Origin of the sequence: Micromonospora sp. WMMD1102 (genome assembly GCF_029626265.1) — a bacterium.
In the GTDB taxonomy this organism is placed as follows: domain Bacteria; phylum Actinomycetota; class Actinomycetes; order Mycobacteriales; family Micromonosporaceae; genus Plantactinospora.
On the sequence record NZ_JARUBN010000001.1, the window covers coordinates 1047853 to 1062195 of the forward strand.

Annotated in this window: 13 protein-coding genes and 1 pseudogene; 3 read left to right on the top strand and 11 right to left on the bottom strand. The window is 73.6% G+C overall.

Going from position 1 to position 14343, the window contains the following annotated elements; translation table 11 throughout:
* Positions 1-27: 27 nt before the first annotated feature.
* Positions 28-1635: an ABC-F family ATP-binding cassette domain-containing protein gene (locus tag O7626_RS04775; protein WP_278059626.1), complete on the bottom strand. Its 1608-nt coding sequence runs from the start codon at positions 1633-1635 to the stop codon at positions 28-30.
* Positions 1636-1861: 226 nt separating this feature from the next.
* Positions 1862-2443 (bottom strand): TIGR03086 family metal-binding protein, encoded by a 582-nt coding sequence (locus tag O7626_RS04780; RefSeq protein ID WP_278059629.1) that lies wholly within the window; start codon positions 2441-2443, stop codon positions 1862-1864.
* Positions 2444-2506: 63 nt separating this feature from the next.
* Between O7626_RS04780 and O7626_RS04785 the strand changes: the two genes are divergently transcribed.
* Entirely contained in the window at positions 2507-3295 is a 789-nt protein-coding gene (locus tag O7626_RS04785) for a helix-turn-helix domain-containing protein (protein WP_278059631.1), read from the top strand.
* A gap of 81 nt (positions 3296-3376) precedes the next feature.
* Here the strand turns inward: O7626_RS04785 and O7626_RS04790 are convergent, their stop codons facing one another.
* On the bottom strand, positions 3377-4369 hold the full coding sequence (locus O7626_RS04790) for a PLP-dependent aminotransferase family protein (protein ID WP_278066054.1): 993 nt from the start codon (positions 4367-4369) through the stop codon (positions 3377-3379).
* 74 nt (positions 4370-4443) lie between these two features.
* Positions 4444-4602: pseudogene (locus O7626_RS41430) on the bottom strand (GntR family transcriptional regulator); the annotation flags it as partial.
* Positions 4603-4744: 142 nt separating this feature from the next.
* Between O7626_RS41430 and O7626_RS04800 the strand changes: the two are divergent.
* Complete coding sequence (locus tag O7626_RS04800; protein ID WP_278059633.1) at positions 4745-5866, top strand: EamA family transporter; 1122 nt, start codon at positions 4745-4747, stop codon at positions 5864-5866.
* Here O7626_RS04800 and O7626_RS04805 read toward each other — a convergent pair.
* Positions 5838-6038 (bottom strand): hypothetical protein, encoded by a 201-nt coding sequence (locus tag O7626_RS04805; RefSeq protein WP_278059635.1) that lies wholly within the window; start codon positions 6036-6038, stop codon positions 5838-5840. The genes O7626_RS04800 and O7626_RS04805 overlap by 29 nt on opposite strands.
* On the bottom strand, positions 6035-7357 hold the full coding sequence (locus O7626_RS04810) for a glycosyltransferase (protein ID WP_278059637.1): 1323 nt from the start codon (positions 7355-7357) through the stop codon (positions 6035-6037). The genes O7626_RS04805 and O7626_RS04810 overlap by 4 nt, the downstream gene beginning before the upstream one ends.
* An 83-nt stretch (positions 7358-7440) precedes the next feature.
* On the opposite strand from O7626_RS04810, the gene O7626_RS04815 reads away from it, so the two are divergent.
* Positions 7441-8142, top strand: coding sequence for a TetR/AcrR family transcriptional regulator (locus O7626_RS04815; protein WP_278059640.1), 702 nt, complete (start codon positions 7441-7443; stop codon positions 8140-8142).
* A gap of 270 nt (positions 8143-8412) precedes the next feature.
* On the opposite strand, the gene O7626_RS04820 is transcribed toward O7626_RS04815, so the two are convergent.
* The 5 genes from O7626_RS04820 to O7626_RS04840 all read right to left on the bottom strand — a co-directional run bounded on the left by O7626_RS04820 (position 8413) and on the right by O7626_RS04840 (position 14341).
* Positions 8413-8688, bottom strand: coding sequence for a DUF4190 domain-containing protein (locus O7626_RS04820; protein ID WP_278059641.1), 276 nt, complete (start codon positions 8686-8688; stop codon positions 8413-8415).
* Positions 8689-8846: 158 nt separating this feature from the next.
* A complete protein-coding gene (gene hutH, locus O7626_RS04825; protein ID WP_278059643.1) occupies positions 8847-10397 on the bottom strand; it encodes a histidine ammonia-lyase in 1551 nt (516 codons plus the stop codon).
* Entirely contained in the window at positions 10385-11560 is a 1176-nt protein-coding gene (hutI, locus tag O7626_RS04830) for an imidazolonepropionase (RefSeq protein ID WP_278059645.1), read from the bottom strand. The genes hutH and hutI overlap by 13 nt, the downstream gene beginning before the upstream one ends.
* Positions 11561-11621: 61 nt before the next feature.
* Positions 11622-12962 (bottom strand): formimidoylglutamate deiminase, encoded by a 1341-nt coding sequence (locus tag O7626_RS04835; protein WP_278059647.1) that lies wholly within the window; start codon positions 12960-12962, stop codon positions 11622-11624.
* 152 nt (positions 12963-13114) lie between these two features.
* Complete coding sequence (locus O7626_RS04840) at positions 13115-14341, bottom strand: allantoate amidohydrolase (protein ID WP_278059649.1); 1227 nt, start codon at positions 14339-14341, stop codon at positions 13115-13117.
* Positions 14342-14343: the final 2 nt, after the last annotated feature.

A 14343-nucleotide genomic window follows, 5' to 3' on the forward strand; every position in this document is an offset into this window, starting at 1 on the left:
TCGGCACCCCGGGCGGTCCGTGGCAGTTCACAGCCGGAGTTCCCGGCCCGGCCAGCGGGACCGCAGCCACCGGTCGTGGCTGGCCACCACGATGGCGCCCGGTCCACCGCCGAGCGCCTCCTCCAACTCGTCGGCGAGCCGGGGCGAGAGGTGGTTGGTCGGCTCGTCGAGCAGCAGCAGCTCGGGCGGGTCCGCCACCAGCAGCGCCAACGCGAGCCGGCGACGCTGGCCGACCGAGAGTTCCCCGACCGGCCGCGCCAGGTCACGCGGGCCGAGCAGGCCGAGCGAGCGCAGCGGTACGGCCTCGGCCCGGGCCGCCCCGAGCAGCTGCTCGTAGGTGAACCGCACCGTACGGTCCGGGCGGTCGAAGACGGTGTCCTGGGTCAGCAGCCCCACCGTCAGTCCACTGCGCCGGTGCAGCTCGCCCTCGGCCGCCAGTCGACCGGCCAGTACCGCGAGCAGGGTGGACTTGCCGGCGCCGTTCGGGCCGGTGACCAGCAGCCGGTCGGTGGCCTGCACGTCGAGCCGGTCGAGGGCGAGCCGGCCGGGCACCCGGAGGTCCCGCAGCGACAGCAGGATCCCGTCCGGCGACTTGCTGGCCAGCCCGGTGGCCCGGAACCGCAGCGGCTCCGGCGGCTTGCGCACCTGGTCGCGTTCGAGTTCGTCGAGGCGGCGGCTGGCGTTGCGTACCCGGCGGGAGATCTGTTGCTGCACCCGGCCGGTGGTGTGGCCGTAGCCCATCTTCTCGCTGTCCCGCTTGGCCCGGCCCGGTGCCACCTGGTGCGCGGTCACCGCGACCGAGTGCCGCAGTTCGGCGAGTTCCTCCTGCTCCTCGGCGAAGCGTCGCTGCCAGCGGTCCCGCTCGGCCCGCTTCTCCGCCTGGTAGGCGGTGTAGTTGCCGCCGTACCGGGTCGGGCCGTCGACGGACGGGTCGAGGTCGAGCAGGTCGGTGCAGACGGCGTCCAGGAAGGCCCGGTCGTGACTGGCCACCACCACCACGCCGGGCAGCTCGCGCAACTGCTCCTCCAGGAACACGGCGGCGGCGTCGTCGAGGTGGTTGGTCGGCTCGTCGAGCAGCAGCGCGCCGGGGCGGCGGACCAGCAGCGCCGCCAGGGCGAGCCGGCCGCGCTGCCCGCCGGAGAGCGAGGCGAGGGTGCGGTCGTGCGGCAGGTCGCCGAGGCCGAGCCCGGCGAGGACGATCTCGGCCCGCCGGTCCGCGTCCCAGGCCGCGTGCCGCTCCGCGCTGTCCAGCCGCTCGCCGTAGGAGCCGAGCAGGTCGGGATAGCCCGGCGCGTCGTCGGGGGTGTCGGCGAGCGCCTGGCTGAGCCGGTCGAGTTCGGCGAGGTCCGCGCGGGCCTCCCGGAGGGCGTCGTCGAGTACGTCGGTGATCGTCGAGGTGGGCTCGAACGGCATCTCCTGGTGCAGGAAGCCGAGTTCAGGCGGCCGGACGACGTCGCCGCCGTCCGGTTCGTCCGCCCCGGCGAGCAGCCGGAGCAGGGTGGACTTGCCGGCGCCGTTCTCGCCGATCAACCCGATCCGGTGTCCGGGCGCGGCGGTCAGGGAGACACCGTCGAGGACTCGCCGGCCACCGAGGGTACGGACGAGGTCATGGGCGAGCAGGGCAGACTGGGACATTGCGACACCACCAGGCGGAAATCGAGCCTTTCGCCCGCCGGGCAGAGGTGCCTCGGGCGCGGGCGCGGAAAGTGTCAGCGGCTCACATCGCCTTCAACATAACCGGCCCCGCCCGATCGCCGCAACGGATCTTTCAACTCCGCCGGGATCGGTCCAGCCGGGTTCCCGGGAACCGGACGATCAGCCCGGAAGCACGCTCGACGGCTGCGCTCGGCGGCGGCTGCGCTCAGCGGGGCCAACCGGGGTCCCGGCCGACCTGCCCGAGAATCCGGTCCAGAGTCGGCGCGGTCTCCGGCACCTCGACCTCGGGTCCGTAGACGCCCATCTGCCGGCCCTGCTCGGCGGTCCTGCCCACCTCGTCGTGCACGTATCCGAGCAGTTCCCCGTCCCAGTCCGGCTGCTGCTCGGTGGCTCGCGCCAGGTCCCAGGCGTGCACCACCAACTCGCTCACCACCATGCCGCCGACCAGCGCGGCGGGCAGCTCGGTCGGCCCGCCCATGTGGGTGGTGCCGGTCCAGGCGGCCGGCTCGGCCCAGGCGGCGACGATCCCTTCCACCTGCGCCGTCAACGCGGCCGCCCAGTCGGGTCCGGTCAGGTCCAGCTCCGTCTCGCTGCGGGCCGGCGGCGGTACGGTCTTCTTCCGCCCGGCACCGGCCAGCGACGGGCCCCAGAAGAGCAGGTGGTTCACCAGTTTGCGGACGTCGTACTCGGCGCACGGGGTGGGGGAGTCGAGCTGGTCGGGCTTGACATGTCGGATGATCTCGACCAGGGGTGCGGCCGCCCGGACCACCATCTGCGGGTCAGACATGCCGGCAAGCAAACCAGGAGGTGGCTGCCGCGTCTTGAACGAACGCGACATAACCTGACGGGCATGGCCAGGGACGCACGCGAACTCGGCGGCGCGTGGACGAGATACCAGCGGCACGCCTCCCCGACCCCGTCACCGGACCTCGCCCGGCACGTCGAGCGGTACTGGGCCGTCTCCTGGGACTACGCGGAGCCGTACCGGCAGCTGATCGTGCCGTACCCGAACGTGCACCTGACCTTCCACGGCGGCCGGGGGACGGTGACCGGCGTCAGCAGCGGGCACCAGGTCAGGGTGCTGGCCGGCGTCGGCCGGGTCTTCGGGGTGGCGTTCCGGCCCGGCTGTTTCCGCCCGTTCCTCGGCGCCCCGGCCTCGACCATCACGGACCGCTCGATCGACGCGGCCGAGATCTTCCCCGGTGACCCGCCGAGCCTGGCCGATCCGCCGAGCCTGGCCGATCCGCCGGACGCGGCCGGTCCGCTCGACGTGCGGGCGGTGGAGGACTACCTGCGTCGGCGCCGGCCCGAGCCCGATGCCCGGGCGGAGGAGGTCGCCGGGATCGTCGGCACGATCGCCGCCAGCCCCGGGATCGACCGGGTGGACGTGCTGGCCGAGCGGCTCGGGACGGGCGTCCGGGCCGTGCAGCGGCTCTTCGCCGAGTACGTCGGGATCGGTCCGAAGTGGGTGATCCGGCGGTATCGGCTGCACGAGGTGACCGAGCGGCTGGCCCGGGGCGAGCCGGTCGACTGGGCCGCACTCGCCGCCGAACTCGGCTATGCCGACCAGGCGCACTTCACCCGCGACTTCCGGAAGATGTTCGGCGAGCCGCCCAGCCGCTACGCGGAACGCTACTGACCGGCGCCGGGGAAGTGCCCGGGCGCGGCCGCCGCCAGGCAGCGGAACAGCACCGGAGACGTCGGACGGTGAGGTGGCCGGTTATCCGAGCAGGGCCGGTGGGAAGGCGGCGGCGAGGCGGCGGATGCCCTCGTCGACGTCGGCCAGCGCGATGCCGCCGTACCCGATGACCAGGCCCGGCCGGGGACGCTCGGCGCAGTAGCCGGCCAGGCTGGCCACCGCGACCCCGCGCTCGCCGGCCCGCGCCACCACGGGGGCCAGGTCCACCCTGCTGCCCGGCGCGGGCCGGGCGGCGAGGTGCAGCCCGGCGGCCGAGGGCACCGGGTCCAGCCGGCCGGCGAGCCGGTCCCGCAGCGCGGCCAGCACCGCCCGGCGGCGGGCCGCGTACTCCCGGCTGGTCCGGCGGATGTGCCGGGCCAGCAGGCCCTCGTCGACGAACTCGGCCAGCGCACCCTGGGTGGTCAGGTCGCCGTGCCAGTCGGCGAGATGCTTCGCGGTGCGCAACGCGGACCGCAGCGAGGCCGGCGCGACCAGGAAGCCGACCCGCAGCATCGGCAGCAGCGTCTTGGAGAACGATCCGACGTAGACCACCCGGCCGTGCCGGTCGAGGCTCTGCAACGGTTCCAGCGGGCGCCCGCCGAACCGGTACTCGCTGTCGTAGTCGTCCTCGACCAGCACCGCGCCGTGCCGCTCCGCCCAGTCGAGCAGCGCGGTGCGCCGGGCCAGCGACATCGGGACGCCGAGCGGAAACTGGTGGGACGGGGTGACGTAGACCAGCCGGGTGTCGGCCGGCAGCGCGGCGACGACGAGTCCCTCCGCGTCGACCGGTACCCCGGTGACCCGGGCGCCGTGGGACCGGAACAACCGACGGGCCGGCGGATAGCCCGGCTCCTCCACCGCCACCCGGTCGCCCGGCTCGACCAGGACCCGGCCGACCAGGTCGAGCGCCTGCTGCGCGCCCTGGGTGACAAGCACGTCGTCGGCACCGGCCCGCACCGACCGGGAGACGCCGACGTGCCGGGCGAGCGCCGCGCGCAGTCCCGGATGCCCGTCCGGCTCGGTGTAGGCCGGCAGCCGGACGGTCGCGGCCCGGAGCCGACCCGGCCGACCAGGAACCCTTCGGCGCCGAGCCGCTCGTACGCCGTCGCCACCGTGTTGCGGGCCACCCCGAGCCGCTCTGCCAGGTCCCGGGTGGGCGGCAGCCGCTCCCCGGGGCGCAGCCGCCCGTCGAGCACGGCCTCCCGCAGTTGTCGGTAGATCTGGGCGGCCAGCTCTCCCCGACCGGAGAGCCGTACGTGCAGTTCCACCCGACCCCCTGATTGGCCCAATCATTCTGCTCGGAATTGGAGCTTACCGGCGGCCAATCTGACACCTAACCTTTCTGTCGGTGGTGTACGCACCTGGCACGGTGGGTCGACCGGGATCCGAAGTTCCACTGAGGAGAGTGTCGTGACGAAACGGGGCTGGCTGCTCTTCGGGGCGATGAGCGTCATCTGGGGGATCCCGTACCTATTGATCAAGGTGGCGGTGGACGGCGGCGTACCGGTGCCGGTGTTGGTCTTCGTCCGGACCGCGTTGGGTGCGCTGGTGCTGCTGCCGCTGGCCGTGCGCGGCTTCCGGGGCCTGCACCGGCACTGGCGACCGCTTGTCGTCTTCGCGACGCTGGAGATCCTCGTCCCGTGGTGGCTGCTCGCCGACGCCGAACGGCAGCTCAGCAGCTCGATGACCGGACTCCTGATCGCCGCGTCGCCGATCGTCGCCGTGCTCGCCGCACGGCTGGCCGGGGACGTCGAGCGGCTCGGCGCGTCGCGCCTGGCGGGGCTGGCGGTCGGGCTCGCCGGAGTGGCGGTACTGGCCGCGCCCGGCCTGCGCGGCGGCAACCTACGCTCGGTAGTCGAGGTGCTGGTCGCCGCCGTCTGCTACGCCGTCGCCCCGCTGATCCTGGCGCGCCGGCTGGCCGACGTGCCGGCGCTGCCGTTGACAGTGGTCTGCCTCGGCGGATCCGCCCTGGTCTACGCCACCCCGGCCGCGTTGACCTGGCCGGCGGCGCTGCCCACCGGTGAGGTGCTGGCCGCCCTCGCCGGGCTGGCCGTGGTCTGCACCGCACTGGCGTTCGTCTTCTTCGCCGCGCTGATCCGCGAGGTCGGGGCCACCCGGGCAGTGGTGATCACGTACGTGAACCCGGCGGTGGCGGTCACCGCCGGAGTACTGCTGCTCGACGAACCGCTCACCGTCCCGGTCCTCGCCGCGTTCACGCTGATCCTGGCCGGCTCGGTACTGGCCACCCGACGTGCCGCGATCCCGTCGACCAGCGCACCGTCGACCAGCGCACCGTCGACCAGCGCACCGTCGACCAGCGCACCGTCGACCAGCGCACCGTCGACCAGCGCACCGTCGACCAGCGCACCGTCGACCGGCACATTGTCGCCCGGCAGCGCCGAGCCACCGAGCACGGACCCGGTGGAACCGGTCCGCCGGGGTGCCGAGGCGGATCCGGGCCACCGGGCCGGAAGCCCGCTCGACGGCGCCAACGCGGGTCCCGTCAGGTCCCCTGGGGTCGTCGTCGAGTGAGGCCGAAGAGGCCGTCCAGCAGCAGCGTCTGGCCGGGCAGCCCGCTGGTTTCGGCGAGGTAGCGGCGGCTGCGACGGTCGGTTGCGGCGAATCCGGCCAGCGAGGCGGCCAGCCAGTCGGCGGTGGTTGCCGCGATCGAGGCACCGGCGGCGAGGCGAGGATGAACGGTCACGAGAATCGCCTCGGTCGTCGGTGCCCGCGCTGTCGGTGGTCGGCGATCAGCTCGTCGACGATTTCGGCAAGGCGGTACACCCCGCGAGAGGCGGCCATCTGTCTGGCGATGCGGCCGGCGGCATCCCGGTACCGGTGGTCGTCGAGCACGGTACGCACGGCACGGCGGATCGCGGTTGGCGTCGGGGTCTCGGTCTTGAGGCGGCGTCCGACACCGGCCCAGGCGATCCGGGCGATCACCTCCGGCTTGTCCTCCTGGCTGCCGGCCGCGACGATCGGCACGCCGTAGCGCAGGGCGTACTGCACGCCGCCGTATCCGCCGTTGGTCAGGTAGACGTCGGTCTTCGGCAGCAGGTCGTCGTAGGGCAGGAACTCGGCGGCGCGGGCGTTAGCGGGCAGCGGCGGCAGCGACTCCACCGGGCGTCCACCGGTCGCGACGGCGATCAGCACGTCTTCGTCGGCCAGGCCTTCGAGCGTGGGTGCGATGAGTTGGCCGTAGTTCCGGTTGGCGATCGTGCCCTGTGTGACGTGGACGACTGGGCGCGAGCGGTCGAGTTCTGGCCACCACGGCGGGAGTGGCGCATGCGAGCCGGACGCCGAGATCGGTCCCGCGAAGTGGAGGGTGGCGGGGGCGTCGGATCGTGGGTACTCGAACTTGGGCACGGTGAACTGCACGATCGCTTCGGCGTGCCGCGGCCAGTCGAGCACCGCGAAGGGGATCGAGCGGCCGTGCAGCCGTTGGAAGGTCTGCTCGGCGATTCGCTGGCTCGGCGGAAACACGAGCTTGCGGGTGATCGTGGCAAGCGTGGCATTCCGGATTCGGCCGAGCGGACCCCGCAGCGGCATGAGCCCCATGCCGAACGGTGCCGTGTCGCGGCTGGCGAAGGTCAGTGGGCAGATGCCACCCAGCACGATCGGCGGTCGGACCCCGAGCGGGTGCCCGAGCAGGAACGCGCCGCCGACGAACCCCGGCTCGACCAGCAGCGTATCGGCGGGCTCGGCTGCGTGTGCCGCCATCACCGCCTCGTGTTGAGGCAGCCCAGGGCGTACGAAGATGTGCTCGATGTCGTGGGCGATCGCCCTCGTGCCCGTCAGCGCGGCTCGTTCGGGGAACGTGTGGTTCCAGTCCTGCCGGTCGTCGAAGTCGGCTTCGGCCGGCAAGGCCAGGTGTTCGGCCCCGGTCGCCTCGACGGAGCCGGCGAATCGGGACCCGGTGATGAACCGCACCCGGTCTCCGCGCTCGGCGAAGTGCCGTGCGACCGCGAGCAGCGGCGTGACGTGCCCGTGGATGGGCGCTGCCGCGATCAAGATCGAAGACATCACGACCTCCGATCGGTCCCGAGGCGATGAGATAGAATTCGAGACCATGACGCAGTATCGATCTGTACGCGATGGTAGTCAATATGGTCGAGGGTGAAGGTCGCACCCGCGTCTACCGTTCCGAGCTTCGGCAGCGTCAGGCGGCGCAGACCCGCAGGCGGGTCGTCGAAGCCGCAGGCGAGGTGTTCAGCGAGCACGGATACCAGGCCGCGACGTTCGCGCAGATCGCGAAGCGTGCCGGCGTCTCGGTCGAGACGGTGCGGACGCACGGCCCGAAGGCGGCCCTGATGTGGGCTGCGGTCGAGGTGGCGTCCGTGGGCGTCGAAGGACGCGACATCGACCTTGTCGCCACCGATGTCGGCAAAGCCTTGGTCGAGGTCGCCGACCCGGACGGATTCGCGGCGTTTCTGGGCGAGGCGATGCTCGCGATGAACGAGTCGGCGGCAGGTGTCTGGCTCGCGGTCACCGGAGCTGCACAGGGCGACAGCGAACTCCGCGGCCACCTCACCGAGCGGCTCGCCGGGATCAGGCGGCAGGTCACGAAGGTCCTCCGGATGGTCGCCGAGCGCGGCTGGCTGCGATCCGACGTGCCCTTCGACGATCTGGTCGAGGCGTGCTGCGTCATCACCAGCGTCGAAAGCTACCTGCGCTTCGTGCGCATGGACGGCAAATCGCCTGAGGAATACCGGGCTTTCGTCACGCGGACGATCCGCGACTCGATCCTTGTCCGACAAGCCGGTGCGGGCGTCGCGTCAGGATGGACGGCCTCGGATCACCGGCTGTGAACCGTCGCCATCGGCACTCTCCAGGGCGCCCGTCCGGCCGGACCGTTGGTGTCGACCTACCTACCAGTCCCGTCGCCGCGGGCTGTGGCGGCTGCTGGCCGGACCGGCCCGACCGCCCGTGGTGGCGGACAGCGCCGCCCGACGCCGTGCTGGCAATCCCGCGCTGATCGGTCCGGCCGGCCCGTGATCGGACCGGCCGGACCGTCCGGCGTCGGGTGTGTGCGCAGGACCAGGTTGAGGTGTACCGCGACCAGGTGACCGGATCCGCGATCAGGCCGGGGTCGAGTTGGCCATGAGGGCGAAGACCACGACGAACCAGAGCACGCTGAGCACGGTGAAGACGATGCCGAGCCAGAAGCCGGCCTTGGCGAGCCCGCTGCCCTGCTCGCCGGTCTGCTGAATCTGCCGCTTGGCGATGACGCCGAAGACGATGCCGAGCGGCGAGAAGACGAAGGCGAAGATGAGCGAGAGGATCGCCATCACGTTGGTGCCGCGAACCGTCCCGCCCGCGTGCCCCGCCGCCCCGTCGGTGGTCTGCGTTGCCATCTCTCCTCCTCGGTGTGGATGTCCACACCGGACCTACCCGGTCCGGCTGCCCGACTAACGCCGTTCGACGGGCACGATCCGGTCAAGATCCTTGTTGATCCATGGCGAGCCAGACGCCACCAGACAACAAGAATCTTGACGACCGCCGGTCGCGGCTTCTATCCGAGGGGTCCGACCTTCGCCTCGATGGCGGCCCGCAGTTCCGGTTTGGCGACGACCGCGCGGGCCGCCTCCATCGCCGGGGCGAGGAAGATGTCCGGCCCCGGCTCGCCGACCGCGTCCCGGAGCGCCGCCACCGCCGCCCGACCGGCCGGCGACGGGGTGAGCGGGGCCCGCAACTGCAGGCCGCGTACCCCGGCGATCAGCTCCACCGCGAGCAAACTGGTCAGGTTCGCAAGCACCGTACGCAGCTTCCTGGTCGCCGCCCAGCCCATCGAGACGTGGTCCTCCTGCATGCCGCTGGTCGGCAGCGAGTCGACGGAGGCGGGCGCGGCCAGCCGCCGGTTCTCCGCGACGATGCCGGCGGCGGTGTACTGGGCGATCATCAGCCCGGAGTTGACCCCGGCGTCCGGGGAGAGGAACGCCGGCAGTTCCCTGGACCGGGTCACGTCGAGCAGCCGGTCGACCCGGCGTTCGGCGATCGCCCCGACCTCGGCGGCGGCGATCGCCAGATAGTCGGCGGCGAAGCCGAGCGGGGCGCCGTGGAAGTTGCCTGTCGACTCGACCCGCCCGTCCGGCAGCACCACCGGGTTGTCCACCACCGAGAGCAGTTCCCGGTTGGCGACCTGGTCGACGAAGGCGAGGGTGTCCCGGGCCGCCCCGGCGACCTGCGGAGCGCAGCGCATCGAGTACGCGTCCTGCACGGCGTGCGACAGGTCGTCCCGGTGCGAGTCCATGATGGACGAATCCTGCAACAGCCGGTGGATGTTGGCCGCCGAGACCGCCTGCCCCGGATGCGGGCGGATGGCGTGCAGTTCCGGCAGGAACGGCCGCTCCGAGCCGAGCATCGCCTCGATGGCGAGCGCCGCCGTCACGTCCGCCATCGTGAACAGGTGGCCCGCGTCGGCGACGGCCAGCAGCAGCATCCCGAGCATCCCGTCGGTGCCGTTGACAAGCGCCAGCCCCTCCTTGGCGGCCAGCTCCACCGGGCGCAGCCCGGCCTCGCGCAGTGCGACACCGGCGTCCTGCCGGCTGCCGTCCGGGCCGACCACCCAGCCCTCGCCGAGCAGCACCAGCGCGCAGTGCGCCAGCGGGGCCAGGTCACCGGAGGCGCCGAGCGAGCCGTGCTCCGGCACCCACGGGGTGATGTCGGCGTTGAGCAGGTCGGCGAGCGCCAGGGCCAGCTCGGGGCGTACCCCGGAGTGGCCCAGCGCCAGCGAGCGGATCCGCAGCAGCATCATCGCCCGGACCACCTCGCGGGGCATCGGGGCGCCCACCCCGGCGGCGTGCGAGCGGATCAGCGCGTGCTGCAACTCGGCCCGCCGGTCCGGCGCCACGAAGGTATTGGCGAGGGCGCCGAAGCCGGTCGAGACGCCGTACACCGGGCGGCCGGTCTCTTCGATCCGGTCCACGATCGCCCGGCTGGCCGCCATCGCATCCAGAGTGGACGGATCGAGGGCGACGGTGGCGGTGCCCCGGGCCACCGCCAGCACGTCGGCCGGGGAGACCCCGGTGGGCTGGACGACGACGGTTCGGGTCACGGTTGACATTGCGGTACTCCGTTGTGCAGGACCTGGCTGATCAGTGGAACACCGGGCCGGTAGGCCAGGTGCAGGTAGGAGGGCGCGTCCAGGATGCTCAGGTCGGCCGGTACGCCCGGCCGGAGCACCCCGGCGTCCGGGCGGCGCAGCGCCCGCGCGCCACCGGCGGTGGCCGCCCAGACAGCCTCCGCCGGGGTCATGCCCATCTCGCGGACCGCGAGCGCGATGCAGAACGGCATCGACGAGGTGTACGACGACCCCGGGTTGCAGTCCGTCGCCAACGCCACCGTCACCCGGGCGTCGAGCAGCCGGCGCGCGTCCGGGTACGGCGACCGGGTGGAGAATTCGGCACCGGGCAGCAGCGTCGCCACCGTCTCCGACATCGCCAGCGCGTCGACGTCCTCGTCGGACAGATGGGTGCAGTGGTCGACGCTTGCCGCACCCAGCTCCACCCCGAGCTGCACCCCCGGCCCCGGGCCGAGCTGGTTGGCGTGCACCCGTACGCCGAGTCCGGCGGCCTGCCCGACGGTGAGGATCGCCCGCGCGTGGTCGGCGTCGAAGGCGCCCCGCTCGCAGAAGACGTCGATCCACCGCGCGTACGGCAGCGCGGCCCGGAGCATCGGCCCGCAGACCAGTCCGACGTAGTCGTCGGGGCGGTCGGCGTACTCCGGCGGCACGACGTGGGCGCCGAGGAAAGTCGTCTCCGGGGTGAACTCGGCGGCGATCCGCAGCGAGCGGGCCTCGTCGGCGACGCTGAGACCGTACCCACTCTTGATCTCGATCGTGGTGCTGCCCTGCCGGACCGCCTCGGCGCGCAGCCGCGCGACGGTGTCCCGGAGCTGGTCGTCGTGCGCGGCCCGGGTGGCGGCGACGGTCGTCCGGATCCCGCCACCGGTGTACGGCTCGCCGGCCATCCGGGCGGCGAACTCGGCGGCCCGGTCCCCGGCGAAGACGAGGTGGGAGTGGCTGTCCACGAAACCGGGCAGCACCGCCCGGCCGTCGGCGTCGATCCGCCGGTCGGCGGCCGGCGCGTACCGGGCCGGCCCGATCCAGGCCACCTCGCCCTCCTCGACCAGCAGCGCCGCCTTGCGCCGGATGCCCAGCGGTCCGCCCTCGCCGATCCCGGCGACGTTCGTCACCAGCTCGCCGATGTTGTCGATCAGCAGTCTCATGCCGCGGTCACCGCCCCGGTCGACAGGTCGGCACCGTCGCGCGCCACACCGATCAGCAGTCTCATGCCGCCGTCACCGCCCCGATCGCCGCCGCCAGTTCGGCCGGTACGTCGACGGTCCGGTGCCGGCCCTCCCGGACCACCGGGCGGCCGTCCACGATCACGTCGGTCACGTCGGCGGCACCGGCCGCGAAGAAGATTCCGACCGGTGGCGTACCGGCGGTCCGGGTGCTGTCCAGCCGGACGGTGACCAGGTCGGCCCGGTCGCCCGGGGCCAGCCGGCCGGCGTCCGGCCAGCCCAGCGCGGCGTGCCCGGTCCCGGTCGCGGCCCGGAGCAGCTCCACCGGCGTGAAGTGGCCCCGGGCCAGGGTGGTCAGCCGCAGGTTCAACTCCACCGCGCGGGCCTCCTCGAAGAGGTCGAGCACGGCGTGGCTGTCGCTGCCGAGGCTGAGCGGGACGCCGTCGTCAGCCAGCTCCCGGAACGGTCCCACCCCGTCGGCCAGGTCCCGCTCGGTGGTCGGGCAGGCGCAGACCCCGGTGCCGCTGCCGCCGAGCGCCCGGATGTCGGGCCCGGGCAGGTGGGTGGCGTGCACCGCCGTGGTGGCCGGGCCGAGCACGCCGGCCTCGGCCAGCAACGCGGTCGGGCTCTTCCCGTGGTACGCCAGACACGCCTCGTGCTCGGCCGGCTGTTCGGCCAGGTGCAGGTGCAGCGGGGCGGCCCGGTCGGCCGCCCAGCGGGCCACCTCGGCGAGCTGGCCGGCCGGGACCGCCCGGACCGAGTGGACCGCCGCGCCGACCCGGGCGTGTGCGCCGGCCGGGGTGAACGCGCCGGCCCGCTCCGCCCAGCGTGCCGCGTCGCCGTCACCGAACCGCAGCTGCGGCCCGGCCAGCGGCGCACCATCCACTGTGGCCGTCAGATAGCAGGTGTCCAGCAGGGTGAGCCGGATGCCGGCCTGGGCGGCGGCCTCGACCAGCGCCGCGCCCATCGCGTTCGGGTCGGCGTACGGGGTGCCGCCTGGACCGTGGTGCAGGTAGTGGAACTCGCCGACGGCGGTGATGCCGGCGAGCGCCATCTCGGCGTACGTGGCGCGGGCCAGTGCCAGGTAGCGGTCCGGGTCGAGCCGGTCGGCGACCTCGTACATCGCCGCCCGCCAGGACCAGAAGTCGCCCCGGGCACCGTGGCCGCGCCCGCGCAGCGCCCGGTGGAAGGCGTGCGAGTGCGCGTTGGCCAGCCCCGGCAGGGTCAACCCGGGCAGCCGGCGGGCGTCCGGCGGCGGCACCGGCACCCCGGGCGTGACCGCGCCGAACCGGCCGTCGACCACCTCGACCAACACGCCGGCGTCCGGCTCCCGGCGGTCCGGCAGCCAGGCGTACTCGGCGTGGTAGCGGATCCGCTCCGCCACCCGAGCGTCCGTCCGCGCTGCCGTCGGCGCGCTTGTCCGCGCTGCCACCCGAGCGTCCGTCCGCGCTGCCGTCGGGGCCGGGCCCGCCGCCGGAGCGTCTGTCGGGGCCGCCACCGGAATGTCTGTCGGGGCCGTTGCCGGGTCGGGGGCGGTCATCCGGCGGCCAGCTGGGCGAGCAGGTCGGCGAGCCGGCGTACGCCCTCGGCGCAGTCGTCGTCGCTGGCCGTCTCGGCGGGGGAGTGCGACACCCCGGTCGGGTTGCGCACGAAGAGCATCGCGGTCGGCACGTGCTCGGCGAGGATCCCGGCGTCGTGCCCGGCGGCGGTCGGCAGCATCGGCACACCCTCGGCGAGCACCTCGCGGAACGCGCTGACCAGTCCGCCGTCGAACTCGACCGCCGGGCTGAGCGACTCGCGGGTGACGGTGAGCGTCGTACCGTCCCGGCTGGCCCGGTCGGCGGCTTTGCCGCGTACCCCCTCGAACAGTGCTTCGAGAGTGCCGGCGTCGGCGGCCCGGGCGTCCAGCCAGCCGCGGACCCGGGCCGGGATCGCGTTCGTGGCGTTCGGCTCCACCTCGACCCGGCCGATCGTGGCGTGCGCACCGCGCAGCCGGGCCTCCTTGTTCGCCGCCAGCACGGTGAAGGCGTAGGTCAACATCGGGTCGCGCCGGTCCGCCATCCGGGTGGTGCCGGCGTGGTTGGCCTCGCCGGTGAAGTCCAGCCGCCAGCGGCCGTGCGGCCAGATCCCGCTGGCCACCCCGACCGGGGCGTCGAGGTCGGCCAGCGCCCGGCCCTGCTCGACGTGCAGTTCGACGAAGGCGCCGATCCGGGCCAGCAGCTCCGGCCGGGCTCCGGCCGGCCGCCCGCCGGCCGCCTCGGCCAGGCTGACGCCGTCCCGGTCGGTCAGCGCCGCCGCCCGCTCCGGGTCGAGCGCCCCGGTGAGCAGCCGCGAACCGAGACACGGTACGCCGAACCGCGAACCCTCCTCCTCGGCGAACGCCACCACCCCGACCGGCCGCCGGAACTCCCGACCCTGTTCCCGGAGCGCCCGGACTGCCAGCAGGGCGCTGACGATGCCGAGCGGTCCGTCGTAGCCGCCGCCGTGCGGTACCGAGTCGAAGTGGCTGCCGAGCAGCACGGCGTCGCCCCGCTCCGGCGGCGGGCCGTACCAGGCGAACAGGTTGCCGTTGCCGTCCTCCTCGACCGCGTGCGCCCCGTCGGCGGTGGCGACGTGCCGGAACCACCGCTCCAGCTCACGCACCGGCGCGGTGAAGCCGTACCGCAGGTAGCCGCCGGTGCCCGGGTCCCGGCCGATCGGCGCGATCTCCGCCCAGGCCCGCCGGAAAGGAAGGGGCCCTTCCACAACAGAATCCGATAACAAGG